This is a genomic window from Mesobacillus jeotgali (genome assembly GCF_002874535.1).
GTDB lineage: Bacteria > Bacillota > Bacilli > Bacillales > Cytobacillaceae > Mesobacillus > Mesobacillus jeotgali.
The window spans coordinates 1,117,341-1,138,197 of the sequence record NZ_CP025025.1 but is presented as its reverse complement, the minus strand read 5'-3'; the positions used below and the strand labels follow the sequence as shown (position 1 = coordinate 1,138,197).

Below are 20,857 nucleotides of genomic sequence, written 5' to 3'. Positions count from 1 at the left end.
TATTTAACCTTTTCCCTCCTCTGGCCATCGTTTCGGGCACATAGAACATTTCTATTTGACCTTTTCCCGCCTACGCCCACCGTTTCGGGCACATAGAACATTTCTATATGACCTTTTTCCACCTATGACCTTGTAGCAAAACTGCTCAGGATTCTGTCTTTATTTTTAACCTAGGCATTTGCTCCAGTCACTTAATCCTTCAATAACTCAACAAGCAATGCTTTCTGGGCATGAAGCCGGTTTCCTGCCTGTTCGAATACGACGGAGTGCGCACCGTCGATGACTTCTGCTGTTACCTCCTCGCCTCGGTGTGCGGGAAGACAGTGCATGAACAGGTAGTCTTCATTTGCTTCTTGGAGTAATGCTTCATTCACCTGGTATTCATGAAAATCCTGTAACCTTTGTTCATTTTCGAGCTCCTGGCCCATACTGGTCCACACATCCGTATAGATAATATCTGCGTTTTTAACGGCTTCTTGAGGAGATTGTGTAATGACCAAATTTGCACCACTCTGCCTTGCAAAGTCTTCACAGCGAGCTGTTATCGTCTCATCAGGGAAGTATCCTTTTGGAGAAGCAATAGATACATCCATCCCGACTTTTGTGCAGGAGATCATCAATGAATGGGCGACATTGTTTCCATCACCAATGTAAGCAAGCTTGAGGCCTTTCAACTTCCCCTTTTGTTCATAAATCGTCAGAAGGTCTGCAAGTGCCTGGCAAGGATGGTACAAATCGGTCAGACCGTTGATGACCGGAATGTCGGCATGATCGGCCAATTCCTCGACTGACTTGTGCGAGAAGGTTCTGATCATAATCCCGTCAAGATATTGTGAAAGAACTTGGGCTGTGTCTGCTACCGATTCACCTCGCCCGAGCTGAAGATCGTTGCCATTTAAATAAAGTGCGCTTCCTCCAAGCTGAATCATTCCTACCTCAAAAGATACTCTCGTACGCGTTGACGACTTGTCGAAGATCATTCCAAGTATTTTCCCTTTAAGTGGCTGGTCGAATTGTTTTTTTAATGTTTTTTCCTTTAAGACCACTGCCTTTTCTAACAATGTTAAAATTTCCTCTGGTTGCAAATCTGCCAGAGTTAACAAGTCTTTGCCCTTTAGATCAATATTAATCTGCTGTAGCGCTGTCATTCTGCCATCACTTCCTCACTAGTTTCTGTCAACCATTGATCCAGGGAGTTGACATTCCAACTTTCAATTGATGCACTTTTTAACAATGCATGTAGGGTTTCTTTTTGGGTCAGTACGATTTTTCGATTCTTTACAGCCCACTCTCTTAGAGAAATATCCCTCTCTGATGTGCCAGGACAATACAGGGCTACCACTTTTTGATGGTCGGTTACTTTTTCGATATGAATTAAATTTAAATTTGCTGGCTTCTTTCCAGCTTCCAATAACTCGTTTTTATCAGCAAACGCGACTGCTCCCTGGACAGCTTTTCCGCTGATTGAATGGAAACTCTTATTCAATGCTTCTTCAAGTGTCGATGCGATGCTGATGCCTTCCCCTGTAGATATCATTTGCGGACCTGTCTTTGCATCCAGTCCTTTTAAAGCAAAATTTGAAAACACAGGATGTTTTACGCATGTGTATTGTGCATCAGAGTCGAGTAATACTTCATCTTTCGACAAAATATATTTCCCAAGCAATATTTTTGTCGCTTTTTTGACTAATTCAACACCGGCTACCTTGCTGACGATCGGCATTGTCCTGCTGGATCGTGGATTGACTTCAAGCAGATACACTTCATTTCCCTTCACAATGAACTGGATGTTCATTAATCCCTTATACTTCAATTCAGTCACGATCCGCTTTGCATACTCAGCCATCTGCTGCTTCGTTTCATTTGGAAAGCTTTGTGCAGGAATGATGCAAAAACTGTCCCCTGAATGGACACCTGTTTTTTCGATGTGCTCAATGATAGCTGGAATCAGGATATGCTCTCCATCAGCTGCAAGATCAAGTTCTGCCTCAGTTGCTTCAAGGTATTGATCCACCAGGATAGGATATGAAATACTCCCTGCCTCAAGAGCATTTTTGAGTTCCTGCTCGTTTCGAATCACCACCATATTTAGTCCGCCAATCACATACGAAGGCCGGATTAATACTGGATACCCTAACCGCCCAACAGCGCTAAGCAGTTCACACTTGTCCTCAGCTGTTTCACCCTTTACACGCGGAATTTGAAGCTTGTCGAGAAGCTGGTAAAATTGATCTCGGTCTTCAAACAAATCAATTGTTGCTGAACTCGTTCCCAAAAGCTTGACTCCAGCTTCTTCAAGTTCTTTTGCCAGATTCAATGCAGTCTGCCCACCCAACTGGACAATGACTTCCTCTATCCCTTCCATTTCAATCACATTCATGATGTCTTCCAGGGTTATAGGCTCAAAATACAATCGATCAGATATCGTAAAATCAGTGCTGACGGTTTCAGGATTATTATTGATCATGATTGTTTCTACATTTTCTTCCTTAAGGGCAAAAACGCCATGAACACTGCAATAATCAAACTCAATTCCCTGACCGATACTGATTGGACCGCTGCCAATCACTAGCACCTTTCGTTTACTGCTTCTAACTGTCGCCTCATTTTCCCCAAGATAGCTGGAGTAAAAATAATTGGAAGCAGATTCAAATTCTGCAGCACATGTATCGACCATTTTATAAACAGGGGTGATTCCGTGCTTTTTTCGCAGCTCCCTGACCGCTTTCTCACTAACCTTCCACTCTTTTGCCAGGTAGGAATCACTGAATCCCTTTTCTTTCAGGTACCTTAATTCTAATGCTGTAATGTTTTCGATCTTGCGTCCTTCAATATCCTTCTCAATGCCGGTCAAAGACTTGAATTTATGAAGGAAAAATAAATCTATTTTTGTTTTTTCGTGGAGATACTCAATTTGCTCACCCCGGCGCAGCAGTTCGAGCAATGCAAAAATCCGCTGGTCTGTCTGTTTTTCTGCCAATATATATAGCTGTTCGACAGTATATTTTTCAAATGCCGGCAGTCGTAAATCAAGAGTCTTTATGTTCAGTGAACGGACGGCTTTGTTAAAGGCTCGTTCAAAGCTCCGATCAATTGCCATCGCTTCCCCTGTTGCCTTCATTTGCGTCCCTAAGCTCCTGTCGATTTGCGGGAATTGCTCAAACGGCCATTTCGGTATTTTCACTACTACATAGTCGAGCGATGGCTCATAGCTGGCAAAGGTAGTGCCTGTCACAGGGTTTATGATCTCGGCAAGATTGTATCCGACTGCCAGCTTTGCTGCCATCCGTGCGATTGGATAACCTGTCGCTTTTGATGCAAGCGCTGAAGATCTGCTGACCCGTGGGTTCACTTCAATCAAAAAGTAATTTTTGCTCTTTGGATCGAGAGCGAACTGGATGTTGCAGCCTCCAACGATGCCCAAAGCTGAAATGATTTTAACGGCGGATGTCCTGAGCATCTGGTATTCTCGATCCGTAAGTGTCTGTGATGGAGCTACTACAATGGAATCGCCTGTATGGATGCCGACTGGGTCAATATTCTCCATATTGCAGATGGAGATGCAAGTACCAGCTGCATCACGCATCATTTCGTATTCGATTTCCTTATAGCCTGCAATGCTTCTTTCGACCAGGCATTGCTTTATCGGACTCTCACTTAATCCGCCCGAAACTAGAGACATCAATTCTTCCATTGTTTCAGCTATCCCACCGCCTGTGCCTCCAAGTGTGTAAGCAGGCCTTACAATTAACGGAAAGCCGATTTTGTTTGCAAAGACCACCGCCTCTTCAACAAATTGGACGATCTCACTCTCCGGGACTGGTTCATTTAGCTCATGCATCAGGCTGCGGAAGGCTTCCCTGTCTTCACCTTGTTTAATACTTGCAACCGAGGTGCCAAGCACTTTTACATTGTACTTTTCGAGAATTCCCTCTTCACTCAGCTTAAACACAAGATTTAACCCTGCCTGGCCGCCAAGAGTCCCTAAAATTCCATCCGGCTTTTCAACCTTGATCACTTTTTCTACGCCTTCTGGTGTCATCGGTTCAAAATAGACTGCATCCGCAAAAACATGGTCTGTCATGACGGTTGCCGGGTTATTGTTTACCAGGATCACCCGATAGCCTTCCTCTTTCAAGGCGATGCAGGCCTGGGTCCCAGCATAATCAAATTCTGCGGCCTGGCCGATGATGATTGGGCCAGAACCGATTACTAAGATTGACTTAATATTTTTATCCTTAGGCATAGCTGACTTCTCTCCGCTTTTTGTATTTGACTGTATTGATGAAATCTTCAAATATGAATACACTGTCTTCAGGGCCGGGGCTTGCTTCCGGGTGGAACTGGACAGTCATCAGAGGGAACTTTTCATGGTAAAGGCCTTCGATTGACTGATCATTCTGATTGAAGAAAAGAACCTTTAATCCTGTACTTCCGATACTTTTTGAATCAACAGCATAGCTGTGATTTTGCGATGACATGAATACCCGTTTGCTTTTTACATCGTATATAGGCTGGTTTGCTCCTCTATGGCCGAAGAGCATTTTCTGGGTGTCTCCTCCAAGCGCCAGTGCTGCCAGCTGGTGCCCAAGGCAAATCCCCAATACAGGGTAATGCTCGATTGCTTTCCTGATTTCATGCAACTGTCCAAATAATTCTTTCGGATCACCTGGTCCATTAGATAACAGCACCCCATCAGGCTTCAAAGCAGCAATTTGTTCAAAGCTATAATTGTAAGGAACAATTGTCACGAGGCAATTTTGTTTGACCAAATAGTCAGCAATCGATTTCTTAAAACCGTAATCAATCAACACAATATGGGTGTCGCCAAATCCGATAGATTCTGTTGCCTTCGAAGATACCTCCTGCACTTTGATTCCCTCGATTGTGTCGCATCTTAATTCACAAACCGGGCCGCTGGATAAAATTGCAGGCATCGTCCCGTTCTGGCGGATGCATTTTACGAGCTCGCGCGTATCCACATGCTCGAGTAAAGGTATTTCCCATTTCTCCAGATACTCTGTAAATGAGTGCCGGGCTTCATAATGATAAGCTGTTTTTGCAGCTTCTAGAACGATTACGGCTGCAACATGCGGCTTTTTGCTTTCAAAATCCTTATCATTAATGCCATAGTTGCCAATCAGCGGATACGTGAAAACAATGATCTGATTCTTGTATGAAGGATCAGTCAGCACCTCTTGATAACCCGTCATTCCTGTAAAAAATACTATCTCACCGGCAATACCTTCTTCAGCTAGCGAACCTTGCAAGTGCCCCTGAAATGTCTTGCCGTCAGCCAGATGCAGATATCCTTTCATCAGACACCTCTCCAAACGTATATTTATTTATATTAACTTATTTTTATACATTAATATTTAAAAAAATTTACTGCTATTTAAGCTGTTACCTTAGTTTTACTTAGTGTTTCTTTCATTAAAGAGACAGCCTTTTCTATCTCCTCTGTTGTTACATTAAGCGGCGGAAGAAGACGGACTACCTTCTCTCCTGCCGGCAACGCGATCATTCCTGATTTCCTTAACTCAGCTAGAATTGGCTGGGCAGCAACAGTCAGTTCGATTCCCGCCATCAATCCAAGTCCCCTGATTTCATTAACCACTTCCATACACCCGAGTTCCTTATTAAGCAACTCAAACAGTTGTTTACCCTTATCTGTTACCTCTTTAAGGAATTCTTCGCTAAAAATGATGTCCATAACGGCTATCGCTGCCGCCGTACTGATCGGGTTTCCGCCGAATGTCGACCCATGGCTTCCTGGACCAAAAAACTCCGCAAGTTCCTCTTTGCCTATGGCAGCTCCTATTGGAAACCCATTGCCAAGCCCTTTCGCAACAGTTATGATATCGGGTTCAATCCCAAAATGCTTAAATGCAAATGGCTTCCCGGTCCGCCCGATGCCGGTCTGGATTTCATCGATAATAAGCAGGACGCCACTTTCGGCACATAAGCTTGCTGCTTCCTTTATAAACTCATTTGTAACGACATTGATTCCGCCCTCACCCTGGACCATTTCAATCATTACCGCAGCTGTATCAGAATCAATTTCGGTTTTTAAAGCATCCAGGTCGTTGAATGGCAGGTGGATAAATGTTTCAAGCATGCTTCCAAACCCTTGCTTGATTTTATCCTGTCCAGTCGCAGCCATCCCGGCGAAAGTCCTGCCGTGAAAGGATTGCAGGAAAGTGATGATTTTGGTGCGGCCAGTAGCTTTCCTTGCCAGTTTAATAGCTGCTTCGTTTGCTTCAGCGCCACTATTGGCAAAAAATACACAATCCAACCCAGAACCCTCTGCGAGCTTTTTCGCTGCATCTTCCTGAATGCTTTGCGGAAAGAGATTTGAAACATGCCAGAACAATTCCAGCTGTTCCTTGACTGCACGTTCCACTGCTTCAGGGCGATGGCCTAAATTGCAGACACCTATGCCTGAAGTAAAATCAAGGTATTGATTTCCATCCTTTCCATAGATGATCGTCCCTGCTGCTTTATCAGGTTCGATTTCCCATCGTTGATAGGTAGGGAATAAATGACTCATTAAAACACCTCTTCTTTTGCGGCAATCGCTGTACCGTGCCAGCAGTTATTTTTATAGAATTGCTTTTTGCCAGAAATGATCATGACAGTGTCCACGCCCGCCGCTGTAGCTGACAATGCGGATTTCACCTTTGGAACCATTCCTCCATAGATGCTTCCTTCAGTAATATAGTTTTCTATTTCGCTATCCGTAATTTCGCTGACCAACTCACCATCTATCAGGATTCCGTCAACATTGGTAACGAAAGCACAGCGTTCAGCCTTCAAGGCTTTCGCAATTGATGCAGCAGCATAATCGCCGTTTATATTTAGCTTGCTGCCATCTTCGGCAATGCCGATTGGAGTAATTACAGGAATATAGCCATTATTGACTGCCAGCATAATCAGGTCATTATTTACATGGGTGATGTTTCCTACGTATCCCAAACTCTGCTTATCAATAAAATCCGCCTGGAGACAAAGTCCGTCGCTGCCATTGATACCGAGAGCATTAAAGTCCCGCTTCATCAGCATGCTGCATAGCTTCCGGTTCGTTTGTCCGGACAATACCATTTCAACGATTTCCATGGTCTTCTCGCACGTTACTCTTAAACCATTCTTGAACTCAGCCGGGATTTCATATAAATCAAGCATCGAGTTGATAGCTGGCCCTCCGCCATGAACGATGACCGGATACACCCCAGCCTCCTTCAATTCTCTGAGACTATTAAAGAAATTATCATTAAGGTCCTCCAGCACACTACCGCCGCATTTAATGACCACTGTTTCCAATTAATCCGCCCCTTTATGTCCGATAGCTTGCATTTATTTTCACATAATCATAGGAAAGATCGCAGCCCCAGGCCATTCCTTTCCCCTCCCCCACATGGAGGTCAACGAAAATATCAACCTTGTCATTCAATAGGTACTCCCTCGCCTGATCTTCATTGAAAGCAACTGGTGTACTGTTTTTTAGCATAGTAATTTCTCCAAGAGAGATATCGACTGTTTTTGGATTTACTGTTGACTGACTTTGGCCGATTGCGCCAATGATCCGTCCCCAGTTCGCATCCGCCCCGTAGACTGCTGTTTTGACAAGATTGGATCCGGCAATCTGTTTACCTATCACTTGAGCCTCTTCATCAGACATTGCGCCTGCGACGGATATCTCAATTAATTTAGTTGCTCCTTCTCCATCCTTTGCGATTTGTTTCGCAAGACTTGCACAGCTTTCTTTTAAAAGTTCTACAAAAACTGGCCAATCTGGATGGTCCGGGTTCAGCGGCTGATTACCTGCCGTTCCATTTGCCATTACCAGCACCATATCGTTCGTTGATGTATCTCCATCAACCGTGATTTGATTGAAGGTTGTGTTCGTTACATCTTTTAGCGCAGCAGTAAGATGTTCACTCGAGATGTTTGCATCTGTTGTTAAAAATGCAAGCATCGTTGCCATATTTGGGTGAATCATCCCTGAACCTTTGGCAGCTCCCCCCATACTCACTGTTATCCCGTCAATCTCGGCAGAATAACAGCAGCTTTTCATTACCGTATCCGTTGTCAGGATTGCCGTTTGGAAGCCCTTTACATCATCAGCTGATTTGCCAATGGCCAGATTGCCGATTCCAGATTCGATTTTTCCCATTTGCATAAATTCACCAATGACACCCGTTGAAGCTACTGCAACATGATGTTCCGGAATCCCCATTTTTGATGCTGCCAATGAGCGCATCTTCAACGCATCCTGATACCCTTGTTCCCCGGTGCAAGCATTCGCACATGCACTGTTGACAACGATTGCCTGGAGAACATTCTCCTTTGCAATACTCTCCTGAGTAACCACCAATGGAGCTGCCTGGAAGTGACTCGTCGTGTAGACTGCGGCACAACTTGCAGGTTTCTCGCTTACAACCATCCCCAGATCAAGCTTTGTATAACGCAGCCCTGCATGCACACCACCGCACTGAAATCCTTTTGGCGATAAAATCCCGCCATCAGGAATACTTTTTATTATCTGCTTGTCGGTCATTGCCTGATACATATTTTCCTCCTTTATGGATACAGTGGAATCATCTGAAGTCCTGCACTTTCCTCTAATCCAAACATGATATTGGCGTTTTGCACCGCCTGCCCTGCGGCACCTTTCATTAAATTATCGATAACCGAAACAATCGTCAGCCTTCCTGTCCGGCTGTCACTATGCAATCCAATATCACAGTAATTCGATCCCTTGACCTCTTTGACTGACGGGAAAACACCATTTTTCCTAACTCTTACAAAGGGATAGCCATCATACGTTTCCTTATATAAATCCAGCAATCTTGCAGTATCCAACTCTTCATTTAACTGGACATATATGGTGGCCATGATACCGCGTGTGACAGGTATAAGATGGGTACTGAAAGATACCTTTACCATTTCTCCATTCCAAATGCTGAGCTGCTGCTCGATTTCAGGGATATGCTGATGCTCATTCACTTTATAAATTTTGAAATTTTCATTCAACTCTGCGTATAGCGTGCCCATTGACAGAGACCTTCCAGCCCCTGATACGCCAGACTTCGCGTCAATGATGATACTATTCGGGGCAACCAATTTTTCTTTTAGCACAGGTGCCAGCCCAAGGAGCGCTGCAGTCGGATAGCAGCCTGGATTGGCCAGCAAGTTCGCATTCATAATCTGCTCCCTATTCCATTCACTTAAGCCGTATACTGCTTCATTTAGAATAGAGGTATCGACCGATTCATGCTTATACCATGCCTCATATGCTGATGCGTCTTTCAATCTCAAATCACCTGATAGATCTATAACTTTAATGCCTTTATTAAAAAATGATTCTACAAGCTTTCCGGAAACTTTTGAAGGGGTTGCCAGGAACACAATGTCTGCTTCCTCGGCTATTATATCAGTGTCAATCTTGGTGAGGACCTTATCAAAAATTCCTGTTAAATGGGGATACTCTTCGGAAACAGGTTTTTCATCTCTTGTTGTGTGGATTGAATGAATACTGAAAAACGGATGATTTGCCAGGATACGAATCAATTCTCCTCCACCATATCCAGTCGTACCAATTATCGCTGCCTTCACTTGAGACCTCCTTTCAACTTATGCATAAATAATCATATAAATTTATATTTATAAATAAATTTCTTTTTATTATAAAAACAACGGAAGGAAAACGCAATAGATTTATTAACAATATGTGAACAATTCACAATTTTATTGCTGGCTTTGTATGATTTACAATATAATTATATTAATATCAGATACGGAAGGGAGTATAACGCTCCCGTAAATAAGGTGGTATTCATATGTTGACTGCAACAACGTTGTCACCAAATTTGAATAAGCTTTTTGAAAAGGTCCATAGAATCAAAAGCATTGACAAAGGACGCTTCCTTTTTGAAGAAGGCAATACCGCAGATGAGCTGTACATTATCCAGAGCGGTAAATTTCAGATAAGTAAAATGGTTCCAGATGGCCGCGAACTAACAATCAGAATGTGTTCAGCTGGTGAATTGGTTGGAGAGTTATCATTGTTCAGCCAAACATCTCAGCATATCTTGAATGCTCGCGCATCAGAGAGTGGGACGGTGGCGGTTATTCAAAAGGATAAGCTCGAGGCTGAAATTGAAAAGGATAGCGGGCTAGCACTGGAACTCGTTAAATGGCTTTCCCTGCAGCACCGCAAATCGCAAACAAGGTTCAGGGACCTTGTCCTTCATGGCAAAAAAGGTGCTTTGTATTCAACCCTCATCCGGATGGTGAACAGTTACGGAGTAAAAACAGAAGATGGGTTGAAAATTGATGTATCGCTGACGAATCAGGAGCTCGCAAACTTTTGCGGGACCTCGCGCGAAGTCGTGAACAGATTATTGAGCGACCTAAGGAAAAGTAAAATCATATCAATTGATAAAGGATTCATTACCATACATGCCCTTAATCGTCTAAAAAGAGAAATAGATTGTGAAAATTGTCCGATTGAGATATGCAATATTGAATAGCAAGAGGGTGCCCAAAAAAACTTTGGGCACCCTCTTTATTATTTGGACTGATACAAAAAGTCCGTTGATTTCTGTTCCAGGCGCTTCGCTTTCCGTGGGAAGAATTATGAAAAAGCCCAACTGCCGGCTTTTTCATGAGCAAATTCTTCCTTGGTGGCTCGGGGATCCTCCTCGTCGTTTCACTCCTGCGGGGTCTCCCCCTGACCCATGCTCCCACAGGAGTCTTCGCGCCTTCCACTCCAATCAACTCAAGTCTTATAAATTTATTACAGAATCGCAAATAGCATGATGATAAAGAACAGGAATGCGTTCACGATTTCGTATATCCCTACCTTCATGACAGAAAGCGGTTTGCCATAAAAAGCTACAGCTCTGATCAAGCTTGGCACTGCGGCAACAGCGACTATGACTTCTCCAGCTGCGAGCCAAAGAACAGGGACCAAAAGGTGGTAGGTCCAGGAAATCCATTTGAATTGGCTGTTCTTCTTTTCGCGAATCATTGTTTTCACGTAAAATGTGCTTCCGGTGAAAAATAGAATACTGGAAGCAAAAACGAGAATTGCATTTTCATTTATTTCCCCACTTGGCAGAAAGCTGCTGGCCAAACCGGCAAAAGAAAATACAACGATGGCACTTAGATCATTCAATAGCGCCCGGTCCTTATTTTTAGCAGAGAAGTATGCATTGAGCATAAAAAATGGAATCATCGCAAGTCCGAACGTTACGATCGTTGGTGTCGTGAACAATGGAACCATTAAGAACACAAGAGCCGGTATCATATAAATAAGAGCCCATTTACGATAAAATGGGATTTTCTTTTTCTTGAACATCAAAAGAAGCGGATATGTTCCTAAATATAATAATAGCCATCCGATAAAAAACGGGATATGCTGCCAGACTATTTCACTTGCCGCTGCTCCAAGCCAGAAAGGGATGATCAACATCGCCCAGGCTCCGTGCTGTTTTGGCATAAATAACTTCATGAATGAACACTCCCTTTTGTTTCCTAACTTAAATATAAAGCAGGCAAAAGGTTTGATAAGTGAAACATATCACATTTTTAAATGGTGAAGTCTTAAATGACACTGAACTGTCAAAAACACTTCCTACAAGGTATTAAACCAAACAAAAGTGTAGTAAACTTAAGGGAATCATGAATGAAGGGGTGATCAATTGGATAACAAAATGAATCAGTTGTTTAAGGATCAACGGAGCATCCATGTCCTGTATTCCTATAATACAATGGAGAAATACATTGAACAGGCTGTTAGTTACATAGAAGAAGGTGTTAAGGCAGGAGATTATGTTATTTTCATTGAAAATGAACCTCTGTTCCGTTCAATTAACAAAGAGCTCAACTCACGATTAACGGAAGACCAGATGAAATTTGTCCATAGCGTGAACAGCTTCGATTTTTATTATTCTAGTGGAAGTTATCATCCTCCTGCAATTCTGGATTACTTTAATAATATGGTACAGCCGTACGTAGAAAATGATATCCCTTTTCGATCTTGGGCACATGTTGAGTGGACCACTATGAAAGACCCGCTGCATATAATTGAAGATTTTGAAAGAATAGTAGATAAAGCTGTAAATTCACTCTCTTTCCCATTGATTTGTGCTTACGAAGGCGCGAAAATGCCTGACCACCTTATAAAAATTTTGATGGAAACGCACCCATATGTGTTAAGAGATGATAATTTCACTATTTCCCACGAATACCAGGCAGCAACTGGCCTAAAATAGAACAAAAACGCTTAGGGCCCCCTAAGCGTTTTTTTATAGCCATATAAACTACTGGAATCATTTCACCGAGATTCATCCAACATCGTTAGTCTAACTAAGAAAAACCTATTTTCAGCCTCTTCTTTCAAAATGCAGTTTTAGGAAGATTTTCTTTAAATATAAGTGCGGTTTTAGTAAATAATAAATTTCCTTCGTGAATGCCAGACTCAATAGGAACAGGAATACAATAATAAAATGCACCTTTGAGAGAACGGAAACGTCTGTGACCAGGCTCATGTCTGGCTGCAGTTGGGCAAGGCTGATGAGCCATCTAAACAGCAGTACTGGTTCATACGCTATGCTACTCGACAACACGATGGCAATGCCCGTTGCTGTGCTGGCAACCATAAGTGTTTTCACGATGACAAGCAGAAATCTTCCTGCCTTCGAACGCGTTCCTTCTTCTCTTGATGCATCGTATTGCCAAACAAGCCCCATCGCCACTATTGCCGCAACCGTGTAGGGATATACAATCCATAAAAAGATTTGTAGCATTTCCATCGCTCTCACCTCACACATATCTCACAACATGAACCCCATTTAACATTCTAACCGGGGAAACATTAAGTGACAGTGACAAAAGTCGCCGTATATGTCTAAAATAAGAACTTTTTCTTTTACGACTAAAGGAAATCACCTAGTGTGTACTGCTAATGTAATCTAAAATCCAGTTGATTCCATCATCAATTTCCAATACAGGGAGAGGCGAACCCTTTAACATGTCTATCAACTCCGCACTTCGGCATAAAACCACCTGGATATTTTGCAGCTTTCCCACTAGCTCCAGATCGCTCTCATCACGCAGGATGACAGCCTTAGGATAGGACTCATTCTTATAACCTTCTATCAAGATTACATCAGGCTTGAAAAAAGATAGCATGTCTATTTCTTCAGATAAAGACCATTTATCATTTTCAGCATGAATAATCATCCTGCCTCCCCCTTCCACAAGAGAGACCGCTGCGCCTGCCTTAACATGCTTGTCTGAATCCTTCCCCTCAACAATTTCCGGCCTGCCGCCATGCCCATGGTGTTTGACTGTCGCAACCTTCAGACCTTTTGCAGCCAGTTGCTGGATCAATGTCAGGCTAAGCGTCGTTTTGCCGCTGTTTTGGTACCCTGCAACCTGGAACAGCACCGGCTTTACCAAGGCCAATCACTGCCCACATGGTCCTCCAGCAACAGAACATCCACCTCTGATCCTTCTTCAAATCCTCTTGTACCGCCAGGCAGAATCATAAGGGAATTAGCTCCAGCGAGGCTCATGATAATATTCGATTTATCCAGGCCGCTAGGTGTCACTACCAGTTTGCCATTCTCGACTCTAAGAGCGCTCCTTACAAATCTAGTAAATGGATTTGCTTTAGGGAAGTTGGCATCAAGAATCGCTTTTTCCTTCCTCAAATGAGGCTGTTCAGTACAGAGCATCGTCCTGATGATTGGACGAGCGAACAACTCAAAGCCAACATAGCATGCCGAAGGGTTTCCTGACAGGCCAAACAATAACTTGTCATCAAGCTGCGCTACAGTAGTGACGCTGCCCGGTCTCATCGCTACTTTATTGAACAGCACCTCTGCTCCCAGCTTTGCGTAGATCTCCGGCAGATAGTCGTAGTCCCCGACGGAAACCCCGCCAGTGGTAATGAATAAATCCACTTCTTCAATCGCTTTGCTTACTGCATCAAAGCAGGTGTCAAAATCATCTGGAAGCTGTCCAAAGTATTTCACTTCTGCTCCAGCACGAAGAATTTGCGCGGATATCATATAAGAGTTGCTGTTACGGATTTTACCAGGCTCAAGCGGTTCATCGACATCAAGCAATTCAGTACCTGTTGCATATAATCCAATTACCGGCTTTTTCGAAACAGGTACTTTGGCATATCCAAAAGTAGCCAGCATCGCCTGGATTCCCGGATTGATGAACGTGCCTTTTTTAACAAGCACTTCCCCTTCCCTCGCATCCTCTCCACGGTAGGAAACATTATCTCCTTCGTTATGTTTGCGCTTTGTTGTCATATATTTTTTTCCGTCACGCTCGATTTCGCTGGCCAATTCAAACATGACAACAGCATCAGCACCAACAGGCATCTGTGCTCCTGTCATAATTCTGACTGCCTGGAATGGCCCAAGTTCTTTATCAGTAAGCATTCCGGCACCGATATGGTCCACCACTTCAAATTCAATGGCGTTATTTTGAGAAGCTTCCTTTGTATCGACAGAACGGATTGCATATCCATCATACGGAGCTCTGTCAAAATGCGGTACATCGCTGGTAGCTTTCAAGTCCTCCGAAAGATAGCGTCCATAGCTTTCATTGATTGAAACATATTCAGTGGAGCCTTTTTGCTTATACTCCATCACTCTTTTAACTGCCTCTCCTATCGGAATAGGGTTTCTTTTCTCTAACATATAATCAGCTCCTATTACAGGCTTAACTTCTAGATTTACCCTTTTCATTATAAGAGTAATGTAAAAATGAAAACATAACAAACCTCACAACATTCTCTCATAAAATCATCCGAAAATATGTAGATTTTTTGTGAAGTGTGATACACATCACCAAGTAGTAAAACCATTTCCTTTATGATGAGTATGTAAACAGTATTAAATAATTTACTGGAGGGTTCTTACATGAAAATGCCTTTTGATCAAAATTCCTTAGTTAAAGATATTGTCAATATATTCCCCCAATCAAGTGATTTATTCAAGCAGAATAGACTGGATTTCTGCTGCGGCGGAAACCGTCCTCTAGCAGAAGCGGCTGGCGAACAGAACCTGGATATACCTGCAATCATGGCTGAACTCGAAGAGCTGTATCGCAAGCATAACGGCGCAGCAGAAAGCATGGAGGTCTGGACAGAAACTGGCTCAGCAGAATTGATCGACCATATCAAGAATAAATACCACCGCGAGCTTGAAGAAGAATTGAAATTGCTCAGCCCGTATGTAACAAAGGTTGCAAAGGTCCATGGTGACCGCCACGAAGAGCTGTTGAAAGTCTATGAGCTTTTCTACGAGTTGAAGAAAGAGCTCCTGGAACATACAGCAAAAGAGGAAGCGACTGTTTTCCCGCTGCTTCTGCAGCTCGATACTGCCGATGAAGAAAAGCGTACTGAAATGACCGCAGAAATCACAGAACTTGAGAAGGAACATGACCATGCAGGCTCAATCCTTAAACAATTACGTGAGATTACTGCAGACTTCAATCCGCCAATCGATGCATGCGGAACGTATCGATTAGTATACAAGCGACTAGAAGCTCTTGAATCACATACTTTTATGCACGTACATCTGGAAAACAACATCCTTTTCCCAAGGTATATTGCCTAACCAATAAAAATGCCCCAATCAATTAATGATGGGGCATTTTTATTTAAGCTAACATTATAATGCCCCGGAGAAAAGCCTCGCGAAGGATTCTTTCGTTCGTACCCATAACCCGCGTTTATGGTACTGAACTGGGCTGATTTTTTCCGAATCCTCAAGATCTTCTTCATAATGAGCCACAAGGTCCCTGATTGAGCTTGTACCAAACAGGAAGACATTGACTTCAAAATTCAGATGGAAGCTCCGCAAATCTAAATTTGCTGTGCCTATAGATGCGATATTTCCATCGACGATGATGACCTTTTGGTGCAAGAAGCCTTTTTTGTATGAGTATATTTCAGCACCGTTCCGCAATAGCTCTGAATAATAGGAACGGCTTGCATATTGCGTTAGATAGCTGTCATTGATTTCAGGTACCATGATCCTTACTTCGATACCCTTTGCTGCCGCTACTCTTAATGCAGTTCGGATTGCTTCATCAGGAACAAAATAAGGTGTGGCAATCCAAATAGATTTTGTCGCACAGGACATCATCGTATAATAAAAATCACTCATGATTCCCTGCTGTGTATCTGGACCGCTTGGCACCACTTGGATCGCACCATCCAGTTCCTCATCTTCATGAGGTTTTTTCTCGGCCCGATGGCTCTCCAGGACTTTCTCGCCGCTAATATATTCCCAATCAAGCAGGAAAACATTGTGAAGAGTATAAACTGACTCTCCTGTCAGCAGCATGTGAGTATCACGCCAGAAACCGATCTTGTCATCTTCCCCTAGATACTCCACTCCGACATTCAACCCTCCGGTAAAACCGATTTCCCCATCAATGATAACTATTTTCCTGTGGTTGCGGAAATTGAATTTCTGATTGAAGAATCCATACTTTAGCGGAGAAAAGGGAGCCGCTTTTATGCCAGCTTCCTGCATTTCCTTTAAATCTGTGGCCGCGATCTTCATGCTTCCAGCAGCATCAAAAATGAATAACACCTCGACACCCTGCCGTGCTTTTTCAATCAGAATATCAATAATCTCCTTGCCAAGCCTGTCAGACCTGAAGATATAATACTCCATGTGAATGAACTTTTTAGCTTCTCTCAGTCTTTTTTTAATTTCCGTAAAAGTCTCTTCTCCATTTTTCAGGATTTTTGCCCTGGAAGCAGTGGTAATCGGAGTCAAGGTTGCATTCTTTGCATATTTCGCAAAGCACTGCTGATTCTCGATCAGAAAAGAAAGGTCCCTCGACTCTTCCTGCCGCATCAGTTTTTCCCACTGGTCCCGATCCCTCGTGCGCTTGCTTTTATATAAATAACCCTTCAAATACAACTGTCCTGAAAATAGGTAGAAGAAATAACCGCCCACAGGAAAAAGCAGCATGACATACATCCACATCAGCGTGTGCTGTGCCGAGCGGTTTTCAAGCATCAATGAATACATGCTGATAAGGATAATCAATGCATAAATCAATATCGCTGTTACTTTGATTGCCTGGCTATAACCAGTAAAAAATACAAGATAAAAACATATCATTAAAATAAATACAAATAGGAAATCAAGTCTTCTTTTTAGCATCCCAGTATACTCCAAAAAATTTATAGTAGATTCATGTATACCCAAAAACCAATTGTCCGGAAACATAGTATACCCAAATATTCCAGATACCTAAAAAACACAGAAGCGTATTTGACTATAAGTATTTTGTGTGATCGAGAGTTTTCAGACGCAGTTGTGGCCACTGATGTATCCGTGGCCTATTTAGTAGAATTAAGACAGAAAAAAAAGACCCCCGAAGGAGTCTTAACCGCCAATATAGGACATTTCAATTTTCTTTCTGTTCGCAACTGTTTCAGCCGTACGTTCATCTGAATAGCGGTCCGTTCTATGGTTCCACACGTCCGTAATTCGTGCGCGAAGTTCATCATCTGAAGCACCGGCGCGCATGAAGTCGCGGATATCATGGCCATTCCCGTTGAACAGGCATGTGAAAATCTGGCCGTTCGCAGACAAACGTGACCTTGTGCAGCTTGAGCAGAATGACTCTGATACAGAAGAAATGAAGCCGACATTGATATCAGTACCTTTATACCGGTATTTTTTAGCGACTTCCCCGAAGTATTCCGGATCAACTGGCTCTAGTTCATAGTGCTCGCTGATTAAGTCATGAATCTGCTTCTTTGTGATGACATCATCCATTTTCCAGCCGTTCGTGCTGCCCACATCCATGTATTCAATATAACGAAGCTCCAGGCCTTCTTTTTTGCAGAATTCAGCCATTGGAATGATTTCAGAATCATTGAGCCCCTTTTTGATTACCGTATTGATTTTTACACCCAAGCCAGCTTTCTTAGCTGCTTCAATTCCTTTTAATACCGGTCCAACACCAACATTCCGGCCATTGATTTGACCGAACAGTTCATCTTTTAGACTGTCCAGACTGATATTGACACGTTTCAGGCCTGCAGCATACAGCTCATCAGCATATTTCGGCAGCATTACACCATTAGTGGTCAAAGCGATATCCTTCAATCCTTCAATTTCATTCAGCATTTTTACGAGAATTGGCAAATCCTTTCGCATTAACGGCTCGCCGCCTGTAAGCCTGATTTTTTCTACACCTAGTTCAATGAATAATTTGGCCACACGCTCAATTTCTTCATATGACAGCAGTTCGCTTTTAGGCAAGAACGCGAAATCAGGTCCGAAAATTTCAGCAGGCATACAATACTGACAGCGGAAATTGCATCGATCTATAACAGAAATACGCAAGTCGCGGAGCGGTCTATTTAATTGGTCTTTTATTATGCTTTTTACCATTAGTGTCAACTCCAATTATAGAAGTTATGATTATTGACATTGTAACAGCAACAAAAATTGTTAACTGTTAATATTCTCACAGTAACATCAATAGCCCTCTATTAGAATAGTAGATTTCATCCTTATGTATATATTACAACATAAAAACTGCCAGGATAGTGTTTTTATCGAGAATTGTCATCATGTTGTCATATTATCTAAAATAGAAAGCTGCATCAAGGATTTGATGCAGCTTTTAAAAGTTTATTTGCTTTTAACAGAGATTTCACTGAACATGCCGACAAAGTTCTTGATTTCACCTGCTTCATTTTTTACAGGGCTGATTGTGAGCCATTCAGGGTAAATGGTACCGTTCTTCTTTTTGTTCCAAATTTGCCCATGCCAGAATCCAAGCTCGTTTACAGATTTCCACATTTCCTTATAAAAGTCTTCTCCATGCTTGCCCGATTGCAGGATGCGGGGATTTTTTCCGATGACTTCTTCTGCACTGTAGCCAGTAACAGTCGTGAAGGCTGGATTTACTTTTTCAATTGTTCCTTTTACATCTGTAACCATGATTCCCTCTGCTGTGTGGTCGATGATATTTTTAGCGAGACTTAATTTATCCTGATAGTACATCCAGATAACGATGATCAAGCTTGCCAGTGCCACCTGGGATAATGCCATGAAACCAATTGCGTAGTGTCCGGTAAGGTTGAACAGGAATGCCAGCATAAGCGGCGGGAAAAAGCCTCCTAAGCCGCCCATCGCAGAGACAATCCCGTTGACGATACCTGCTTGCTTTGAAAAATAAAGCGGTACAAGTTTAAATACAGTCCCATTCCCAATACCGGCACTGATTGCGACTGTGAGACAGCCAATCGTATACAGCGTCAATGAAGGCGTGAACGAGAGCAGTATCCCCGAAATTGTCATTCCAGCAAACACCACCATTAAAATGACAAACGAGTTGAATTTATCACCCAGCCAGCCGCCAATCGGCCTGAAAAATGTTGCCAGTGCGATAAAGCCTGCAGTCCTAAGGCCAGCATCTACTTTATCAAGCTCGAAATGCGATACGAGGAAATTCGGCAAATAGATCGTGAAGGCTACAAATGAACCAAAAGTTAAAAAGTAGAACAGGCTTAAAGCCCAAAGCTTCTGGTTTTTGTATACGCTCTGGATTTGCTCCCCTAAAGGAGTAACGACCTTGGGCTCTTTTTTATCACCCAAGAAATAGTTAAGGAAAACAAATGCACTAAGCAAGATCATAAAAAGTTTGACTGTTGGCTGCCAGCCTAACTGTGCTGCAACGGCAGGCGCAGAAAATGTTGTAACGGCTGTCCCAAGGTTTCCGACTCCATATATACCGTTAACGAAACCGTGTCGTTCTTTTGGATAGTACTTCGGCAGCGATGTTACACCTACAGAGAATATCGCTCCCCCAATACCGACAAACAAGCCCCCTATTAACAAATCAGAATAGGAATCAGCGATACTAATGAAGTATACCGGTAACAGAAGGAATGCAAAGCTGATCAAGAACAGTTTTCGTGCGCCATATTTGTTTGTCCAGTAACCAATCGGGATTCTCAGGATAGAGCCGAGGACGACTGGTATGGCAGTAGCCATCGCAATCTGGTTCGAAGTCAGCTGTATATCCTCTTTGATGAAGGGCATTAATGCCGATAAAATAACCCATACCATAAACCCTGCAACAAGACTGAGCGTTTGGAGAGGCAGTTGCACTTTTTGTGTTCTCATGATTTCCCCCTTTTTGCCAAAGAATTTTAATAAAAAACCGAACTGTACCTTGTGTAAATAGTAAGAAAAATCAGAACTCGAAGATATGACTAACTTCACACCCGCTTTTTTGTTCAATAAACTGTCACAGTTGTTTCGAAACATTACAAACAACTGGCTTTTTTCTCGATATAATATACCTAGACTGACTTTGTTTCTAAATTGTGAACAAAACCGTCTTAGATTGTGACGAGATTTTGACATTTCCTTAATCAATATTTAGTTAACACTATCTAGGTGTTATTATTGTGCCAATAGAGATTATGCCACGGATATAAAGAAAAGCGTATGCGCCTTGGTCAGCCCCGACTAGCGTTGGAGGGCCGACCGGTGAAGTCGCTCTTTGACTTCATTGGGCGGACCGAATTCGAAAAGCGGAGGCGACTGCCCAACACCGACAAGCGCTGGAGGACCTGCCAGTGAAGTCGTTCTTTGACTTCATTGGCAGGGCCGAAGCGTCTCGAGGAGTTAGGAGCCGCAGCTAGACAAACGTCTCGAGCTGCTAAAAGCTAACGCTTCTCGCAAGATACTCGAAGAAGCCGAGCAAGGATGAAAACTGGCTAGGCGCAAGAGCTAGACAATTCTCAAAGTGAGATCTATGCTTTTTAAAATCAAAAAAA

At 42.9% G+C, this 20,857-nt stretch carries 17 protein-coding genes; 3 read left to right on the top strand and 14 right to left on the bottom strand.

The annotated features are described in order from the left end of the window. Positions 1-191 precede the first annotated feature (191 nt). The 7 genes from argF to argC all read right to left on the bottom strand — a co-directional run bounded on the left by argF (position 192) and on the right by argC (position 9,615). A complete protein-coding gene (argF, locus tag CD004_RS05515) occupies positions 192-1,148 on the bottom strand; it encodes an ornithine carbamoyltransferase (protein ID WP_102261846.1) in 957 nt (318 codons plus the stop codon). After that, positions 1,145-4,246, bottom strand: coding sequence for a carbamoyl-phosphate synthase (glutamine-hydrolyzing) large subunit (locus tag CD004_RS05510; protein ID WP_102261845.1), 3,102 nt, complete (start codon positions 4,244-4,246; stop codon positions 1,145-1,147). Before CD004_RS05510 ends, argF begins: the two co-directional genes overlap by 4 nt. Beyond that, a complete protein-coding gene (locus CD004_RS05505) occupies positions 4,239-5,318 on the bottom strand; it encodes a carbamoyl phosphate synthase small subunit (protein ID WP_102261844.1) in 1,080 nt (359 codons plus the stop codon). The genes CD004_RS05510 and CD004_RS05505 overlap by 8 nt, the downstream gene beginning before the upstream one ends. Before the next feature lie 77 nt (positions 5,319-5,395). Beyond that, complete coding sequence (locus tag CD004_RS05500; RefSeq protein ID WP_102261843.1) at positions 5,396-6,550, bottom strand: acetylornithine transaminase; 1,155 nt, start codon at positions 6,548-6,550, stop codon at positions 5,396-5,398. Further along, positions 6,550-7,311: an acetylglutamate kinase gene (argB, locus tag CD004_RS05495; RefSeq protein ID WP_324782928.1), complete on the bottom strand. Its 762-nt coding sequence runs from the start codon at positions 7,309-7,311 to the stop codon at positions 6,550-6,552. The genes CD004_RS05500 and argB overlap by 1 nt, the downstream gene beginning before the upstream one ends. Before the next feature lie 22 nt (positions 7,312-7,333). Further along, positions 7,334-8,569 (bottom strand): bifunctional ornithine acetyltransferase/N-acetylglutamate synthase, encoded by a 1,236-nt coding sequence (gene argJ, locus CD004_RS05490; protein WP_226675779.1) that lies wholly within the window; start codon positions 8,567-8,569, stop codon positions 7,334-7,336. An 11-nt stretch (positions 8,570-8,580) separates the two neighbouring features. Continuing rightward, positions 8,581-9,615: an N-acetyl-gamma-glutamyl-phosphate reductase gene (gene argC / locus CD004_RS05485; protein ID WP_102261841.1), complete on the bottom strand. Its 1,035-nt coding sequence runs from the start codon at positions 9,613-9,615 to the stop codon at positions 8,581-8,583. Between the two features lie 224 nt (positions 9,616-9,839). On the opposite strand from argC, the gene CD004_RS05480 reads away from it, so the two are divergent. Beyond that, positions 9,840-10,532, top strand: a complete 693-nt coding sequence (locus CD004_RS05480) for a Crp/Fnr family transcriptional regulator (RefSeq protein ID WP_102261840.1) — start codon at positions 9,840-9,842, stop codon at positions 10,530-10,532. Positions 10,533-10,798: 266 nt separating this feature from the next. On the opposite strand, the gene CD004_RS05475 is transcribed toward CD004_RS05480, so the two are convergent. Beyond that, positions 10,799-11,515 carry a YwiC-like family protein gene (locus CD004_RS05475; protein ID WP_102261839.1) on the bottom strand — a complete coding sequence of 239 codons (717 nt, stop codon included), beginning with the start codon at positions 11,513-11,515 and terminating at the stop codon, positions 10,799-10,801. Between the two features lie 190 nt (positions 11,516-11,705). On the opposite strand from CD004_RS05475, the gene CD004_RS05470 reads away from it, so the two are divergent. Further along, positions 11,706-12,278, top strand: a complete 573-nt coding sequence (locus CD004_RS05470; RefSeq protein ID WP_102261838.1) for an MEDS domain-containing protein — start codon at positions 11,706-11,708, stop codon at positions 12,276-12,278. Between the two features lie 111 nt (positions 12,279-12,389). Here CD004_RS05470 and CD004_RS05465 read toward each other — a convergent pair whose 3' ends face one another. From CD004_RS05465 to CD004_RS05455, 3 genes are all read right to left on the bottom strand, one after another. Beyond that, positions 12,390-12,818 (bottom strand): respiratory nitrate reductase subunit gamma, encoded by a 429-nt coding sequence (locus CD004_RS05465; protein WP_158651490.1) that lies wholly within the window; start codon positions 12,816-12,818, stop codon positions 12,390-12,392. Positions 12,819-12,954: 136 nt separating this feature from the next. Next, positions 12,955-13,473 carry a molybdopterin-guanine dinucleotide biosynthesis protein B gene (mobB, locus tag CD004_RS05460; protein ID WP_226675781.1) on the bottom strand — a complete coding sequence of 173 codons (519 nt, stop codon included), beginning with the start codon at positions 13,471-13,473 and terminating at the stop codon, positions 12,955-12,957. Beyond that, on the bottom strand, positions 13,461-14,726 hold the full coding sequence (locus CD004_RS05455) for a molybdopterin molybdotransferase MoeA (protein ID WP_102261835.1): 1,266 nt from the start codon (positions 14,724-14,726) through the stop codon (positions 13,461-13,463). Before CD004_RS05455 ends, mobB begins: the two co-directional genes overlap by 13 nt. 222 nt (positions 14,727-14,948) lie before the next feature. Here CD004_RS05455 and ric point away from each other — a divergent pair, with 222 nt between their 5' ends. Then, complete coding sequence (gene ric, locus CD004_RS05450; protein ID WP_102261834.1) at positions 14,949-15,647, top strand: iron-sulfur cluster repair di-iron protein; 699 nt, start codon at positions 14,949-14,951, stop codon at positions 15,645-15,647. A gap of 54 nt (positions 15,648-15,701) precedes the next feature. Here ric and cls read toward each other — a convergent pair whose 3' ends face one another. From cls to CD004_RS05435, 3 genes are all read right to left on the bottom strand, one after another. Continuing rightward, entirely contained in the window at positions 15,702-17,213 is a 1,512-nt protein-coding gene (gene cls, locus CD004_RS05445) for a cardiolipin synthase (protein ID WP_102261833.1), read from the bottom strand. A gap of 225 nt (positions 17,214-17,438) precedes the next feature. After that, positions 17,439-18,455 (bottom strand): GTP 3',8-cyclase MoaA, encoded by a 1,017-nt coding sequence (gene moaA / locus CD004_RS05440; RefSeq protein ID WP_102261832.1) that lies wholly within the window; start codon positions 18,453-18,455, stop codon positions 17,439-17,441. 243 nt (positions 18,456-18,698) lie between these two features. Then, positions 18,699-20,198, bottom strand: a complete 1,500-nt coding sequence (locus CD004_RS05435; RefSeq protein WP_102261831.1) for a nitrate/nitrite transporter — start codon at positions 20,196-20,198, stop codon at positions 18,699-18,701. Positions 20,199-20,857 lie beyond the last annotated feature (659 nt).